14 protein-coding genes are annotated in these 13,079 nt (G+C 72.1%); 7 read left to right on the forward strand and 7 right to left on the reverse strand.

Annotated elements, in window-relative coordinates; genetic code table 11:
* Nucleotides 1–5: 5 nt before the first annotated feature.
* Nucleotides 6–416: a cupin domain-containing protein gene (locus ITJ54_RS09010; RefSeq protein ID WP_194627519.1), complete on the forward strand. Its 411-nt coding sequence runs from the start codon at nucleotides 6–8 to the stop codon at nucleotides 414–416.
* Nucleotides 417–431: 15 nt separating this feature from the next.
* On the opposite strand, the gene ITJ54_RS09015 is transcribed toward ITJ54_RS09010, so the two are convergent.
* The 7 genes from ITJ54_RS09015 to ITJ54_RS09045 form a co-directional block, all read right to left on the reverse strand.
* Entirely contained in the window at nucleotides 432–1,073 is a 642-nt protein-coding gene (locus ITJ54_RS09015) for a hypothetical protein (RefSeq protein WP_194627521.1), read from the reverse strand.
* Between the two features lie 80 nt (nucleotides 1,074–1,153).
* Nucleotides 1,154–2,023 carry an SMP-30/gluconolactonase/LRE family protein gene (locus ITJ54_RS09020; protein WP_194627523.1) on the reverse strand — a complete coding sequence of 290 codons (870 nt, stop codon included), beginning with the start codon at nucleotides 2,021–2,023 and terminating at the stop codon, nucleotides 1,154–1,156.
* A 5-nt stretch (nucleotides 2,024–2,028) separates the two neighbouring features.
* Complete coding sequence (locus ITJ54_RS09025) at nucleotides 2,029–2,406, reverse strand: hypothetical protein (protein ID WP_194627525.1); 378 nt, start codon at nucleotides 2,404–2,406, stop codon at nucleotides 2,029–2,031.
* Nucleotides 2,406–3,605: a M20/M25/M40 family metallo-hydrolase gene (locus tag ITJ54_RS09030; RefSeq protein WP_194627527.1), complete on the reverse strand. Its 1,200-nt coding sequence runs from the start codon at nucleotides 3,603–3,605 to the stop codon at nucleotides 2,406–2,408. Before ITJ54_RS09030 ends, ITJ54_RS09025 begins: the two co-directional genes overlap by 1 nt.
* Nucleotides 3,602–4,705, reverse strand: coding sequence for a phosphotriesterase family protein (locus ITJ54_RS09035; protein WP_194627529.1), 1,104 nt, complete (start codon nucleotides 4,703–4,705; stop codon nucleotides 3,602–3,604). The genes ITJ54_RS09030 and ITJ54_RS09035 overlap by 4 nt, the downstream gene beginning before the upstream one ends.
* Nucleotides 4,706–4,712: 7 nt before the next feature.
* Complete coding sequence (locus tag ITJ54_RS09040) at nucleotides 4,713–5,411, reverse strand: TenA family protein (protein WP_194627531.1); 699 nt, start codon at nucleotides 5,409–5,411, stop codon at nucleotides 4,713–4,715.
* Nucleotides 5,408–6,157: a glutamine amidotransferase gene (locus ITJ54_RS09045; RefSeq protein ID WP_194627533.1), complete on the reverse strand. Its 750-nt coding sequence runs from the start codon at nucleotides 6,155–6,157 to the stop codon at nucleotides 5,408–5,410. The genes ITJ54_RS09040 and ITJ54_RS09045 overlap by 4 nt, the downstream gene beginning before the upstream one ends.
* 144 nt (nucleotides 6,158–6,301) lie before the next feature.
* On the opposite strand from ITJ54_RS09045, the gene ITJ54_RS09050 reads away from it, so the two are divergent.
* From ITJ54_RS09050 to ITJ54_RS09075, 6 genes are all read left to right on the forward strand, one after another.
* Nucleotides 6,302–7,300 carry a LacI family DNA-binding transcriptional regulator gene (locus tag ITJ54_RS09050; RefSeq protein WP_194627535.1) on the forward strand — a complete coding sequence of 333 codons (999 nt, stop codon included), beginning with the start codon at nucleotides 6,302–6,304 and terminating at the stop codon, nucleotides 7,298–7,300.
* Nucleotides 7,301–7,477: 177 nt separating this feature from the next.
* On the forward strand, nucleotides 7,478–8,851 hold the full coding sequence (locus ITJ54_RS09055) for a M20 family metallopeptidase (protein ID WP_194627537.1): 1,374 nt from the start codon (nucleotides 7,478–7,480) through the stop codon (nucleotides 8,849–8,851).
* Nucleotides 8,844–9,794, forward strand: coding sequence for a phosphotransferase enzyme family protein (locus tag ITJ54_RS09060; protein WP_194627538.1), 951 nt, complete (start codon nucleotides 8,844–8,846; stop codon nucleotides 9,792–9,794). The genes ITJ54_RS09055 and ITJ54_RS09060 overlap by 8 nt, the downstream gene beginning before the upstream one ends.
* A 4-nt stretch (nucleotides 9,795–9,798) precedes the next feature.
* The gene (locus ITJ54_RS09065; protein ID WP_323741653.1) at nucleotides 9,799–11,265 is read left to right on the forward strand and encodes an aspartate aminotransferase family protein; all 1,467 of its coding nucleotides are present in this window, start codon (nucleotides 9,799–9,801) and stop codon (nucleotides 11,263–11,265) included.
* Nucleotides 11,262–12,029, forward strand: coding sequence for an ATP-binding cassette domain-containing protein (locus ITJ54_RS09070; RefSeq protein WP_194627540.1), 768 nt, complete (start codon nucleotides 11,262–11,264; stop codon nucleotides 12,027–12,029). Before ITJ54_RS09065 ends, ITJ54_RS09070 begins: the two co-directional genes overlap by 4 nt.
* Nucleotides 12,026–13,069 carry an ABC transporter permease gene (locus ITJ54_RS09075; RefSeq protein WP_194627542.1) on the forward strand — a complete coding sequence of 348 codons (1,044 nt, stop codon included), beginning with the start codon at nucleotides 12,026–12,028 and terminating at the stop codon, nucleotides 13,067–13,069. The genes ITJ54_RS09070 and ITJ54_RS09075 overlap by 4 nt, the downstream gene beginning before the upstream one ends.
* The last annotated feature ends 10 nt before the right edge of the window (nucleotides 13,070–13,079 follow it).

Consider the following 13,079-nt stretch of genomic DNA (forward strand, 5'->3'; position numbering starts at 1 on the left):
ACACCATGAGCACACCTGCCCCGACCAACGTCCTCGACGTGACCGTCGTAGACTCGAACCGAGCGCCCTGGGACCTCTTCGTCGTCCCGCAGACCGGCGCCGAGATCCCCAGCAAGGCGCTGGTCAGCGACCCGGACACGGGCATGCAGGTCTTCAAGATGCGCTACCCAGCGGGCTTCGTCAACAAATGGCACACCCACTCGCACGCCCACGGCATGTACGTCCTCGACGGCGTCCTCCACACCCACCAGGGCGACCACGGCCCCGGCTCGTTCGTGTGGTTCCCGGAGGGCGGCTGGATGGAACACGGCGCGACTGAACACGGAGACGTCACCTTCCTGTTCATCACGAACAAGCCGTTCGACATCGCCTACGAAGGCGATGCTGTCCATCCGTACCCGCCGCACCTGACCTGAGCAGTGGACGCCGGCTCAGCCCTGCACGGTCGGCCGCGACGCAGCCACCGCCGCCGCGGCACCCGCGGACCGGATCAGGAGCCGCTGCCCGAGCCGGGTCATGTACCCGCCGTAGGACAGCGTCGCCGCTGCGGCACCAGCACCGACCCACGACCACGCGAGCGGCCACGCCGATCCGTCGGCGAGCACCGCGACCACACCGGCGAGGCCCACGAGGGTGGTCCACGTCGCGATCCAGGTGTCGATCGACCGCCGGAAGACGCGTGCCATCGGGTAGAAGTGCAGCCCGACGATGACCGCGATGGTCGGCACGGTGAACCGGTCGAGGCCGTTCGCCCCGAGGACCCCGACCGCCACCCCGATGAGCAGCCCCTCGGCGCCGAACACCGCCCCGAACAGCGCGCCGTTCGGCTTCCGCGTCTGGTCCGACGCGCTGAGCATGGTGGACATTCGCCGGCTGGCCACGAGGAGCCGGACCGCCTGCACGAGGAACAGCGCCGCCGCGGCGGCGCTCAGCCCCATGACCACCGTCGCGACCGGCACCGGCCACCCGGTGAAGGTGTCGCTCGCCCACCAGAGCGAGAACACCGCCATCAGGACCAGACCTGCGGCGACACCGACGGCCAGCGCTCGGGGTGGACGCGTCTCGTCGCTCATGGTCGCTATCCTAGGGCCCACCCGATACCGGACGGGAGGCTCGTGGCGGCGCCACCACGAGCCTCCCGTCCGTCATCCGGTCAAGGACCAGGGACCGTCACCCGGACCGCGCTGATGCGCCCGTCGCGCGTCTGCGCGGTCGTGGCCGGGTCGTAGCTGTCAGCAGTGGCCAGGTAGAGCGTGCGCCCGTCCGGACCACCGAGCGCGCAGTCGACGGCGCAGCGTCCCGGTGCGTCGATGCGGTCCGTGACCTCGCCGCCCTCGACCACGCGCAGGAACTCCCCCGTGTCGACGGAGCACACCCAGACGGCGCCCTCGGCGTCGACGGTGCTGCCGTCCGGCGTGATGCCCTGCGGGAGTGCCGCCCACTCGCGGCGGCCGGTCAGGGAGCCGTCGGCCTCGATGTCGAACGCCGTCAGGCGTCCGGCCCAGGTCTCGCTCACGACCAGCGTGCGGGTGCCCGGCAACACGTTCGCGCTGTTCGGGAAGACCAGCCCGTCGGCAGCCAGGCGGGCCGAGCCGTCGGGTTCGACGACGTAGAGCGGGCCGGGGCGGAGTTCCTCGCCGCCGTACAGGTCGTAGCCGAAGGCACCGATGTAGGTCCGACCGGTGGCGGCGTCGACCACCAGGTCGTTGACGAGGGACGACTCGATCGGCGACAGGTCGGCGAACACGCTCTGGGATCCGTCGGGCTCGACGGCCACGATCGCGCGGGCCTCCATCGCGCTGACGACCAGGCGGCCGTCCTGCAACCAGCCGAGGCCCGAGGACTGGCCGTCGACCGTCGTCTCCAGGCGGGGTCCCTGGTCGGTGGTCGGGTCGAGCGAGAAGACCTCGCCCGTGTGCATGTCCGAGTAACAGAGTCGGCCGTCGTGCCAGCGGTTGCCCTCGGGGAAGCGGATGCCGGTGACGACGTCGGTCGCGGTCGTGGGGTCCAGGGTGATGTGCACGTCGATCAGCCTGCCAGGCGGGCCGGGCCCGCGCTCGAGACGAGGTCCTCCAGGAACAGGACGCGGAAGTCCGCGACCCAGCCCTCCCACTCCGTGGCGAGCGCGGCGCCCGCGGTGGCGTTCTCGTGCTCGAAGTCGACGCGGGAGCTGATCACGATCACCTCGACGAGTTCCCACCCGTCGAGCGCGGTCAGTCCCCCGGCGACGCGGTAGTCCAGGAAGCCGAGGACCGACGGCATCGTGAGCATCCCCGGACGCACGGTGTCCCGGCTGAAGGTGCGGTAGTCGTCCTCGGTCAGGCCGTCGCGGAGCCGGAACAGCGTGAGGGCGATCTCGGGTGTGCGGCCGAGGTGCGCCAGGCCGAGGTCCGTCATGCCGGGCATCAGAGGATCCCGGGGGCACCGGGCCGACGCGGTGGGGCCAGGCCGACGAACCGCTCGACGAGGCCCTGCGCCCAGACGATGTTCTCCGCGATCCCCTCGTTCGGCAGGTCGTCGGGCTGGTGCAGACGGTGCAGGTCGTTGAACGTCATGAACACCGTCGGCACCCCCGCTCGGTGGAAGGACGCGTCGTCGGTGCCGGTCGTCGGCGGGAAGCGGTTGACGGTCTCGAGGACGCGCCCGGTGTCGCGGGCGTACGCCGTGACCGTCCGGTCCACCTCGACACCGAACTCCTCGGGGGATGCGAACGTCTCGAGCATGGAGCCCCGGCCGAGCCCGTCGACGTTCACGACGTGGTCGATCGCAGCGAGGTCCTCGGCCGTCGCCGTGTCGACGTGGTGTCGGGAGCCACCGAGGTGCCACTCCTCCGCGGTGAACCAGACGAGCCGGACGGAGCGCTCCGGCGGCGCGGCTGCCCAGCGCTCCGCGAGTTCGAGCAGCGCGACGGTGCCGCTGCCGTTGTCGTACGCGCCGACGGTGTTGTAGAAGGTGTCGTAGTGGGCGCAGAGCAGCACGGTGCCCGCACCGGTCCCGGTGCCGGTTCCGGTTCCGGTTCCGGTTCCGGTTATGTCGACGACCAGGTTGTCGGCGACCGCGGCGTCGACCCCGGCAGAGGCGTCGCAGTGCAGGACGACCGTGACGTCCCGCTCCGTGGTGGACCACTCGCGCAGCTGCAACCCGTCGAGCCGCCCGACGACGAGGTGCGGGACGCTGAGGTCCGAGCCGTGCGGGAGCGGTTGGGGCGCTGCCGGGCCGACGTCGCGGGCGTGCACGAACGCGACGACCGCGCCCGCGTCGTCCTCGACGACGAAGCGCTGCCAGGTGATCGAGTCGCCCCAGATCCCCTGCGGGCCGAGCGGGCGGAGGCGACCCGTCACAGTGCCGTCCGACCCCCCGCTCCAGAGCATGGGCCAGACCGGCATCGACCGTTCGATCGGCGTGGTGACGAGCAGGGTGTTCTCGGCACCCGGCCGCCACGCCGGCAGTGACACCGGCTGTCGTCGGACGTCCAGGCCGGCGGTCTCGAGCCGGCCGACGAGCCAGTCGGCGGCGTCGTGGATGCCCTGCTCGCCGTGGAACCGGGGGCCGAACGCGGTCAGGTCGGTGAGGTCGCGGAGCGCGCGGGTCGTGTCCTGGCTCATCGGGCGGTCCTTCCGTGGGCCGCGCGTTCGAAGAGCGCCCGGACGTTGGTCGTGTTGAGGCCGCGGACGACGGTCTCGTCGATGCCGTCGTCGACGAGCCGGTCGAGGAAGGCCCCCGGGATGTAGGAGAGCCCGTTGCCGCCGTTCCTGCGGAGCATGCCCTTGAGGAAGAGGTCATGACTGACGAGCACCCGGTCACCGTGCCCGGCCTGGACCAGTGCTCCGATGGCCCGTGCGGTCTGTGCCACGGACGGTGAGTCGCCCTCGCCGGGCAGGGTGAACCGGTACGGCATGCCGACCATGTCGAACTCCGCGACGATCCCACGGTCGGCGAGTGCCCGCTGGTGGTCCGGGTCGTCGCCGGAGGGGTCCATGTGGCAGAGCACGACTGCTCCCGGGGGGACGCCTTCTTCGTCGAGGACGACGTCGAGGACCCGCGGCCCGTGCCGGACGAACCCCGGCAGGTGGACGTACATCGGCAGACCGACCTCGCGCTGCAGTCGGCACGCCGCACGCAGCGAACGCTCCTCCCGCTCGGTGAACGCGGGTGAGACGCCGATCTCGCCGATCACGCCGGAGAGCGGCTCGTCCCGTGTCGGGCTGTCGACGTAGTCGGCGAGCAGGTGCTCGACCAGGCTGTCGACCGGGTCGTCCGCCGTCATCGCGGGGTGGAAGCGCTCGAGGTACCACCCGCCGCCGGCGACGATCTGGATCCCGGTCGCCCGGCTGAGCGCCGCAAGCCCCGGCCGGTCACGACCTTGGCCGTCGGACGTGACCTCGACGACCGTCGTGCCGCCGAGCAGCGCGTAGGCGTCGAGCTCGGCGCGCGCGTCCTCGGGGTCGTCGAGCTGGCAGTTGTCCCGCGACGCGTAGGGGTGGTCGCGGAGGAGCCATGCGAGGTCCGGCGTCACCGGCTGGTCGAACAGCTCGGGGTGTCGCGGGTCCGGCTCGATCCCGCCGACCTCGATGCTGTTGAGCAGGTGCTCGTGCGGCAGGGTGAACCCGAGCGCGTCGCTGCCGACGGTGCCGGTCACGGTGCGCACGGGCACGGTCGGGCCGTCGTCCCGTGCCGGTGGGCGAGCGAGGGCTTCGGTGGTCATGGGGTCCTCACGGTCGGGTCTGGGCGGCGGGACGGAGCGCATCGGGGCGGAGCCCGCCGGGCTCGACCGCGTCGGGGTGGACCGCGTCGTGGAAGGCGTCCTCCGCGGCGAGCGTGTCGCGGAACCACGCGGTCAGGGTGCGGTCGTCGACGGACTCGGGGATGGCGTCGACCGCGGCGGCGAGCGCCCGGACGCCCTCGGTGAACGACGCTGCTGCGTGCAGGTCGATCCAGTCGCGCAGGTCCGAGAACCGTTCGACGGGCAGCGCAGCCGCGCGGGCGCACCACCCGGCGTAGAGGGTCTCGGCCGCGAACATCGCGGTCACCGCGGCCGGCGCTCCGTGGTCGGCGACGAGCCGGAGCACGTGCGCGGCGAGCGGCTCCGACCGTGTCACGGCCTCGGCGATGCGGTCGGGGTCGCCCTGCCAGCGGGGGCGCACCCGGTGGAACCAGTCGAGCTGCGGTCCGACCAGGGCGCCGACGGTCCTGGCGTGGGCAGCGGACTCGTGCCAGTCCGCGGACGCCCACACCAGGTACCCGGTCACGCGGGTGGCCGTGCGGACGAACCGTTCCTCGATCGCCAGGTAGGCGGCGAAGGCGTCGTCGTCCAGGGTGCCGTCCACGGCCTCGCGGATGAAGCGCACGTCGGCGGAGCGGGTGAGGTCCGTGGCGCAGTCGGCCACCAGGCGCTCACTCCGGGACGTCACCGCGCGCTCAGCCACCGGACGAGCCCGTCGAACAGGGCCGGGTAGCCGGCCCAGGTCTCGCAGAACGCCGGCGGCGCCCAGTGCGGCGAGCAGTCGCTCGTGAAGACGGCGGTGCGGCCGGTGCCCTCGGTGCGCACGGCGACGAGGGGGTCGCCGTCGATCTCGACGAGCACGTCCGCGTCCGCCTTCGGCACCAGGCGGTTGTAGCCGAGCAGGGCCGGCCATGCGCCGGTCACGCCGGCGAGCACGGGGTGACCGGCGTCGAGCACGGTCGCGACCGAGCCGGCGGGACGTTCGACCCGGTCGTCCCACGGCGCGATGTCCACGGGCAGCACGTCGGCGATCCGGGTACCCGCGTAGGCACCTCTGGCCTGCCACCCCGAGAAGGACAGGTAGCCGCCGATCATCATGAGGGCCCCGCCCGCGGTCACCCAGTCGGCGAGGGTCGCGATCCGGTCGGCGCCGGGCACGGACCGCTCGAGGACGGCGGGCGCGAGCTGCAGGGAGTTGGCACCGATGTCGGAGAGCACGACGACGTCGTACTCGCCGAGCGCCTCGGGGGTCTCGGGGAAGTCGGTCGGCACCAGGTGGCCCGGCAGGTGGACCACGGCGTGGCCGGTGGAGGTGAGGGCGTCCCGCAGCTGAGTGACGCCCTCGGCGTAGGAGTGGACGGTGAACTCGTCGACGCCCTTCGCGTGGGTGGTGGTGGTGATCCAGCTCTCGCCGGCGATGAGGATGCGGGCCATGGGCGTCCTGGTCTCTCGTGGATTGGCGGCTTGGCAATCGATTGCCCTGGAACGCTACCCCGTTGGGTGCATCGGAGGGTTACGGTTGTGTTACACCGTGCCGGGAGGCTCGGCAAACGTTCGCCACGACCTTCCGGAGTCCGCATGGCCGTCACCCTCGCCGACGTCGCGCTGCGCGCGGGCGTCTCGATCACGACGGCGTCGCGGGTCCTGGCGCGGTCGCGCACGGTGTCCCCCGGGGCGCAGGCCGCGGTGGAGCGCGCAGCGACCGAGCTCGGCTACGCCGGCAACGGCGTCGCGCGGGCCCTCCGCCGGCAGCGGACCGACGCGGTCGGGATGGTGGTGCCCAGCATCAGGAACCCCTTCTTCACGGCACTCGTCGACGCCGTCGAGCGCACGCTGCAGACCACCGGGCGCGTCCTGTACCTCTGCGACGCCCGCGACGACGTCGAGGTCGAGGCACGCCACCTCCGCTCGCTGGTCGCCCGTGGCGTCGACGGCATCGTCGTGAGCCCCTGCGCCGACGACCGGAGCACCGCCGCCGTCGTCGAGGCCGCGGCACACGTCCCGCTCGTCCAGCTCGACCGACACGTCCCCGAGCCCGTCGCGGACTGGGTCGGGCTCGACGACCGGGTGGCGATGGACCTGGTGGTCGGTCGCCTGGCGGAGCGGGGGGTCCGGTCCGCCGGGTTCGTCACGGCGTCCATTGCGAACTCGTCCACCCGGGAGCGCGCCGCGGGGTTCGCGGACGCGTGCGCACGGTTCGGCATCCGCACCGACCCTCGCTGGACGGTGCCCGCAGCGTTCACGATCGCGGACGGCGTCGACGCCGGTGCGCGGTTCGTCGAGCTCGGCACCGACCGCCCGGCCGCCGTCGTGTGCGCCGACGACCTGCTCGCGATCGGCGTCACGCACGCGCTCGTCGCCGGCGGCCTGCGGATCCCGGAGGACGTCGCCGTCACGGGGCTCGACGACCTCGAGTTCGCGCGCTACGTCACGCCGCCCCTGACCACCGTGCGGCAGCCGACCACACGGATGGCGGAGGAGGTCCTCCGACTCCTCGACCGCGCTCCGTCGACGGACCGCACCCCCGGTGTGCGGATCGCGCTGCCCCCGGCCCTCGTCGTGCGCGCGTCCGCCTGACGACACCGGACCACCCGCCGCTCTCGGTGGACCCGCGCCACCACTGACGTCGCCGTGTCGATTTCCTCGGTGTTACGCGACCGTGAAGAAAAGTAACGTCACGATCACGTCTCTGGCGTATTTGGTTACTTCTCGAACATGATTCGTGAACATACCGAATCGACCGCGGGAGAACCGGTGACCACACCAGAGCAGCACGCAGTCCTGGACCTCGTCGACGCCCAGTTCGACGACGCGGTCCAGCTCGTCCGCGACCTCATCGACATCCCGAGCGTCGGGCCCTGGTTCGGTGACGACGACTCCGTGAGCGGCGAGGGTGACGTGCAGACCTTCCTCCGGCGCCACGTCGAGGACCTCGGCGGCACGGTCGACGTGTGGGAGCCCTCCGCCGTCGAACTCGCCGGGTACGCCGACGGGCCCGGGTTCTTCGCCGACCGCGACTTCACCGGCCGTCCGAACCTGGTCGGCCACTTCCGCTCAGGAGCTGGCGATGCCGACGCCCCCGCACTGATGTTCCTCGGGCACTGCGACGTCGTCCCCGGCGGACCGGGCTGGACCGACGGCCCCTTCTCGAGCACGATCCGCGACGGCCGTGTGGTCGGCCGGGGCGCCTGCGACATGAAGGGCGGCATGGCGGCGGCCCTGGCAGCGATCCGTGCCGTGCGGTCGAGCGGGATCGATCTCTCCGGTGACGTCGAGTTCGCCTCCGTGACCGAGGAGGAGACCGGCGGGATGGGCACCCTGGCCCTCGTGCACCGCGGCTACCGCCCGGAGCTCGGCATCGTCATCCCCGAGCCCACCAGCCTGCAGGTCGCACCGCTGTGCCGCGGGATCCTCTGGGGCGAGATCACGATCCCGGGCAAGAGCGGCCACATCGAGATCGAGCAGCCGCGTTGGCAGGACGGCGGCGCCGTCGACGCCATCGCCCACGGCCGCAGACTCCTCGACGCCGTCGATGCGTTGAACACCCGGTGGCGGTCGCTCCCGGAGAAGAACCACCGGCACGTGCCGCTCCCCTGCCAGGTGAACGTCGCCGAGATCGACGCCGGCACGTACCCCAGCTCCTGGGCCGGGTCGTTCACCATCCGGTTCGACATCCAGTACCTGCCCGCAGAACTCGACGCGTTCGGCGGTGGCGGCCTGGTGCGCGCGCAGATCGAGGACATGGTCCGGGACTTCGTCGGCGACGACCCGTGGCTGACCGAGCACCCACCGGTGGTCACCTGGCTCGTCGACGCCGACTGCGGCGAGACCGACGACACCCATCCGCTCGTCGTCGCTCCGCAGACCGCGCTCGATGCCCTCGGGATCGCCCCGGTCGTGCAGGGCGTCACGTGCCACACCGACATGGGCCTGCCGATCAAGGCCGGTGTGCCCACCATCACCTTCGGACCTGGTCAGCTCAGCGTCGCGCACCAGCCGGACGAACACCTGGACCTGGACGAGTACCGCACATGCATCCAGGCGATGGCACTCATGATCCTCGACCTCTGCGGTGCCGGTCAGTCCGTCGCCTCGGGCGCTGCCGACGTCGGGACCGCCCGTGGTTGACCTCGTCGCCCACCTGCGCACGCGCGGCGTCAGCGGCGTCACGGGGATGCGGGACACCGGCTCCGAGACCGACCGCACCGTGCTCGTCGACGCAGCGAGCGGTCCGGTGGTGCTGAAGCTGTCGGACAGCGCGCACATGCAGGCCGCACTCCTGCAGGCCGTCGCCGCGAGCGACCCCACCGTCCCGGTCCCCCGTGTCCTGCCGGACGGCGACGGGTCGGCGGTCAGCGCCACCGACGCCGGCGACCTGTTCGTGATGACGACGGTCCCCGGGATCCCCCTCGAGGACGTCGAGCTCTGGCCCGCGCTCGTCGACGACCTCGCGGACGTGCAGGCCGCCCTCGTCACCGCGTTGTCCGCGGTGCCGTCGGCGTCGGCGCAGGTCCCCGGCGAGAACGACTGGTCGATCGAGGCCGTCACCCGACACGAACACCTCGTCGACGACGTGGCGGACGAACGCCACCGTGCCGGCATGCACGACACGGTCGCGCACTATCGTGACGCGCTCGCGCCGGTCCTCGCCGACCTGCCCCGGCAGGTGCTGCACGCGGACGCGAACCTGTCCAACGTGCTCGTCGCGGACGGCCGGGTCAGCGGCGTCATCGACTTCGGCGACGCGGTCGAGGCACCCCGCGTGCTCGACGTCGCCGTGACCGCCTGCTACCTCGCCATCGCGCTCGGGTCCTTCGACCACCCGCTCGTCGAGCGGTACACGGCACGCATCGCCAGCGCGCTCGCGCTCTCCCCCGCCGAGGAGTCGGTCGTGCTGCCGCTGGCCGCCTGCCGACTCGTCCAGGCGGTGGTGCTCGCCCGCGACACCGCCCGTCGCGAGCCCGACCGAGCCGACTACGTGCTGCGGTACGACCGCGCGGCCGTCGCACTCCTCGACGCGCCCAACGCGCGACCGGCCCGTCCCGTCCACCTCACCTCGGAAGGCGCGTGACCCCGTGCAGCAGACCCAGACCCAGACCCAGACCCAGGTGGACACCACCACGGCGAACGCCGCCACGGCGATGGTGAACCGGTTCGACCCGGCCGACGCGGCCCTCCTGCCCGACGGCGACCGGGACCTCCTCGCCCGACGCCGCGCCGTCCTCGGCGACATCTACCCGCTCTTCTACGCACGACCGGTGCACGTCGTCCGCGGTGCCGGCGCACGGCTCTGGGACGCCGACGGAACCGAGTACCTCGACGCGTACAACAACGTCCCGGCGGTCGGGCACGCCAACCCGCGGGTCGCGACGGCCGTGCACGAACAGCTGACCCGGATGAACACCCACACGCGGTACCTGCAGGACGGCATCGTGACGTTCGCCGAGCGGTTCCTCCGCACCTACCCGGAGCACCTCGACCGGGTGATCTTCTCGAACTCCGGGTCCGAGGCGAACGACCTCGCGATCACGATCGCGCAGTGGCGGACCGGCCACCAGGGGGTGATCGTCACCGAGAACGCGTACCACGGCACCACCCAGCTGCTCGCCGGCACGTCGCCGGAGAACGGCACGTCGATGCCGCTGCACCCCTGGGTGCGGACCGTTCCCGCGCCGGACACGCACCGCGACGGCGACCGGGCCGGCGAGCTGTTCGCCCGGGCGGTCACCGCCGCTGCCGCCGACCTCGACCGCCACGGCTTCGGTCTCGCGGCCCTGCTCCTCGACTCGATCATGTCGACCGACGGGATCTTCCCCGGCGCCCCCGGCATGCTCGTGCCGGCCTACCGCGCCACCCACGCCGCCGGCGGTCTGGTGGTCGCCGACGAGGTGCAGCCGGGCGTCGGCCGCACCGGTGAGGCGATGTGGGGGTTCCAGCGGCACACCGCGACGGAGCCGCCACGGCGTGCCGGAGCCGAGCCGAGCCTCCAGGCCGGACCGACCGGCGGCACCGCCGACGCGGCCGACGTCGACGGCCACGTCGACATGGTGACCTGCGGGAAGCCGCTCGCCGGTGGGCTGCCCATCGGCACCCTCGTGCTCGGCTCCGCGCTCAGCGACGGGTACGCCGCCGGACACCGCTACTTCAACACCTTCGGCGGCAACCCGGCGTCGATCGCCGCGGCCACCGCCGTGCTCGACGAGGTGCAGGACCGCGGCCTCGTGGAGCACGCCCGCACGGTCGGCGCGTTCCTGCTGCAGGGCATCGCCGACCGTTCGGCGTCGTCGGGGCTCGTCGTGGACGTCCGCGGCGTCGGTCTGTTCATCGGTGTCGAGATGGCCGGACCCGACGCCGGGGCGCTCGCGGCCCGGGTCGTGAACGCCCTCCGCGACCGCAACGTGCTCATCTCCGCAGTCGGTGCCGACGGACGCGTCCTCAAGGTCCGCCCGCCGCTCGTCTTCACCCGCGAGGACGCCGACGCGTTCCTCGCCGCCTACGACTCCGTGCTCACCACGCTCCAGCAGGAAGGACCCACCTCATGAGCGACGCACCTCCCGCGACGCCGACGACCACCCCCCGCGAGGTGCTCAGCATCTCCGGCGTCGCCAAGGACTTCGGCGCCGTCCGCGCCCTCCGCGACATCGACCTCAGTGTCAGGTCGGGCGAGATCGTCGCCCTGCTCGGCGACAACGGCGCCGGCAAGTCGACCCTGATGAACATCATCTGCGGCTCGAACACCCCGGACGAGGGCGAGATCCACGTCAGCGGCCAGCCGATGTCCGGACTCGCCGACGCCAAGCGCCTCGGCGTCGGCGTCGTGTACCAGGACCTCGCCCTGGCGCCGCACCTGTCGCTGACCGAGAACCTGTTCCTCGGCAACGAACTCCGTCGAGGCCCCTGGCTCGACCGGAAGCGCATGCACACCGAGGCCCGCGCCGCCATCGAGAAGCTCGGCATCTCGACGCTCCGCGACGTCCGGCTGCCGGTCGGGTCACTCTCCGGCGGACAGCGGCAGGTCCTCGCCGTCGCCCGCGCGATGAAGTGGGCGTCCGACCTCATCCTGCTCGACGAGCCGACAGCGGCCCTCGGTCCGAAGCAGGTCGGCATCGTCCTCGACGCGATCCGCGTCGCCGCGAGCCACGGGCTCGGCGTCGTCCTGGTGTCGCACGACATCCCCAACGTCCTGCAGCTCGCCGACCGGATCGTGGTCCTCCGCCACGGCACGATCATCGCCGACCTCGAGCCGGCAGGGCTCTCCGTGTCCGACGTCATGACCGTCATGGTCGGAGACGAGGTAGCAGCATGACCACAGCAGCCCACACCCCCAGCTCCACGTCCGACACCGTCAGCCGTCGGGGCTCCGCGCTCCGGCACGGCGTGACCAGGGTCTCCGGCAACCGAGCGGTGCAGATCATCGCCGTCGAGGTCGTGCTCATCGCGGTGTTCCAGGCGCTCTCCCCGAGCGGCGCGTTCCTCAGCGAGGCGAACATCCGCGGCATCCTGCTCACCGCGTCGCAGGTGCTCCTGCTCGCGGCCGGTCAGGCGGTGCTGATGTCCGCCGGACAGATCGACATCTCGCAGGGCGCCGTCCTGATCCTGTCATCGGTGGTCTCCGGGCAGGTGATGATCGCGATGGGGACCTCGGCACCGGTCGGCCTGGTGATCCTGGTCGGCCTGGTCGTGGCGATCGCGACCGGCGCGGTGCTCGGTGCCGCCAACGCACTGTTCGTCGGCGTGGTCGGCATCAACTCGCTCGTCACCACCCTCGGGATGCTCTCGCTCGCGACGGGCATCGCCCAGGTCGCCACGAAGGGCGTCAACCTGGTCGGCATCCCGACCCAGCTCGCGTCGTCGTTCGGGACCGTCACCGTCGGGGCCTTCCCGCTCCCGACGATCCTCGCCCTGGTGCTCCTCGCCGTGATCTGGGCGCTGTACCGGTACACCGCGTGGGGCACCCACACGCTCGCGATGGGCTCGAACTTCCTGGCGTCCCGCCGGGTCGGCATCAAGACCCTCGCGAACACCATCGGCATCTTCGTCCTGTCCGCCGGTCTCGCCGGGCTCGCCGGGTTCATCGACCTGTCCCGCTACTCGACGACGAACATCTCCGGGCACACCAACGACTCCCTGGCCGCGATCGCCGCCGCGCTGATCGGTGGCACCGCCCTGACCGGCGGCCGGATCAACTTCCTCGGCGTGATCGTCGGCGCCTTCCTGGCGATCATCCTGCAGTCCGGGCTCGTGATCATCAACCTGTCGCCCTTCTACCAGACCATCGCGATCGGCGCGATGCTCCTCGTCGCCGTCAGCCTCGACCGCAGCAGCCGCAACCGGCGGACGACCTAGTCCTCCCCTC

The sequence above is a fragment of the Curtobacterium sp. VKM Ac-2865 genome (assembly GCF_015350905.1).
Classification (GTDB): Bacteria; Actinomycetota; Actinomycetes; order Actinomycetales; family Microbacteriaceae; genus Curtobacterium.

Coding starts and splice junctions, on each gene's coding strand:
- ITJ54_RS09010 (WP_194627519.1), top strand. CDS start 6: ATGAGCACACCTGCCCCGACCAACGTCCTCGACGTGACCGTCGTAGAC.
- ITJ54_RS09015 (WP_194627521.1), bottom strand. CDS start 1,073: ATGAGCGACGAGACGCGTCCACCCCGAGCGCTGGCCGTCGGTGTCGCC.
- ITJ54_RS09025 (WP_194627525.1), bottom strand. CDS start 2,406: ATGCCCGGCATGACGGACCTCGGCCTGGCGCACCTCGGCCGCACACCC.
- ITJ54_RS09030 (WP_194627527.1), bottom strand. CDS start 3,605: ATGAGCCAGGACACGACCCGCGCGCTCCGCGACCTCACCGACCTGACC.
- ITJ54_RS09035 (WP_194627529.1), bottom strand. CDS start 4,705: ATGACCACCGAAGCCCTCGCTCGCCCACCGGCACGGGACGACGGCCCG.
- ITJ54_RS09045 (WP_194627533.1), bottom strand. CDS start 6,157: ATGGCCCGCATCCTCATCGCCGGCGAGAGCTGGATCACCACCACCACC.
- ITJ54_RS09050 (WP_194627535.1), top strand. CDS start 6,302: ATGGCCGTCACCCTCGCCGACGTCGCGCTGCGCGCGGGCGTCTCGATC.
- ITJ54_RS09070 (WP_194627540.1), top strand. CDS start 11,262: ATGAGCGACGCACCTCCCGCGACGCCGACGACCACCCCCCGCGAGGTG.
- ITJ54_RS09075 (WP_194627542.1), top strand. CDS start 12,026: ATGACCACAGCAGCCCACACCCCCAGCTCCACGTCCGACACCGTCAGC.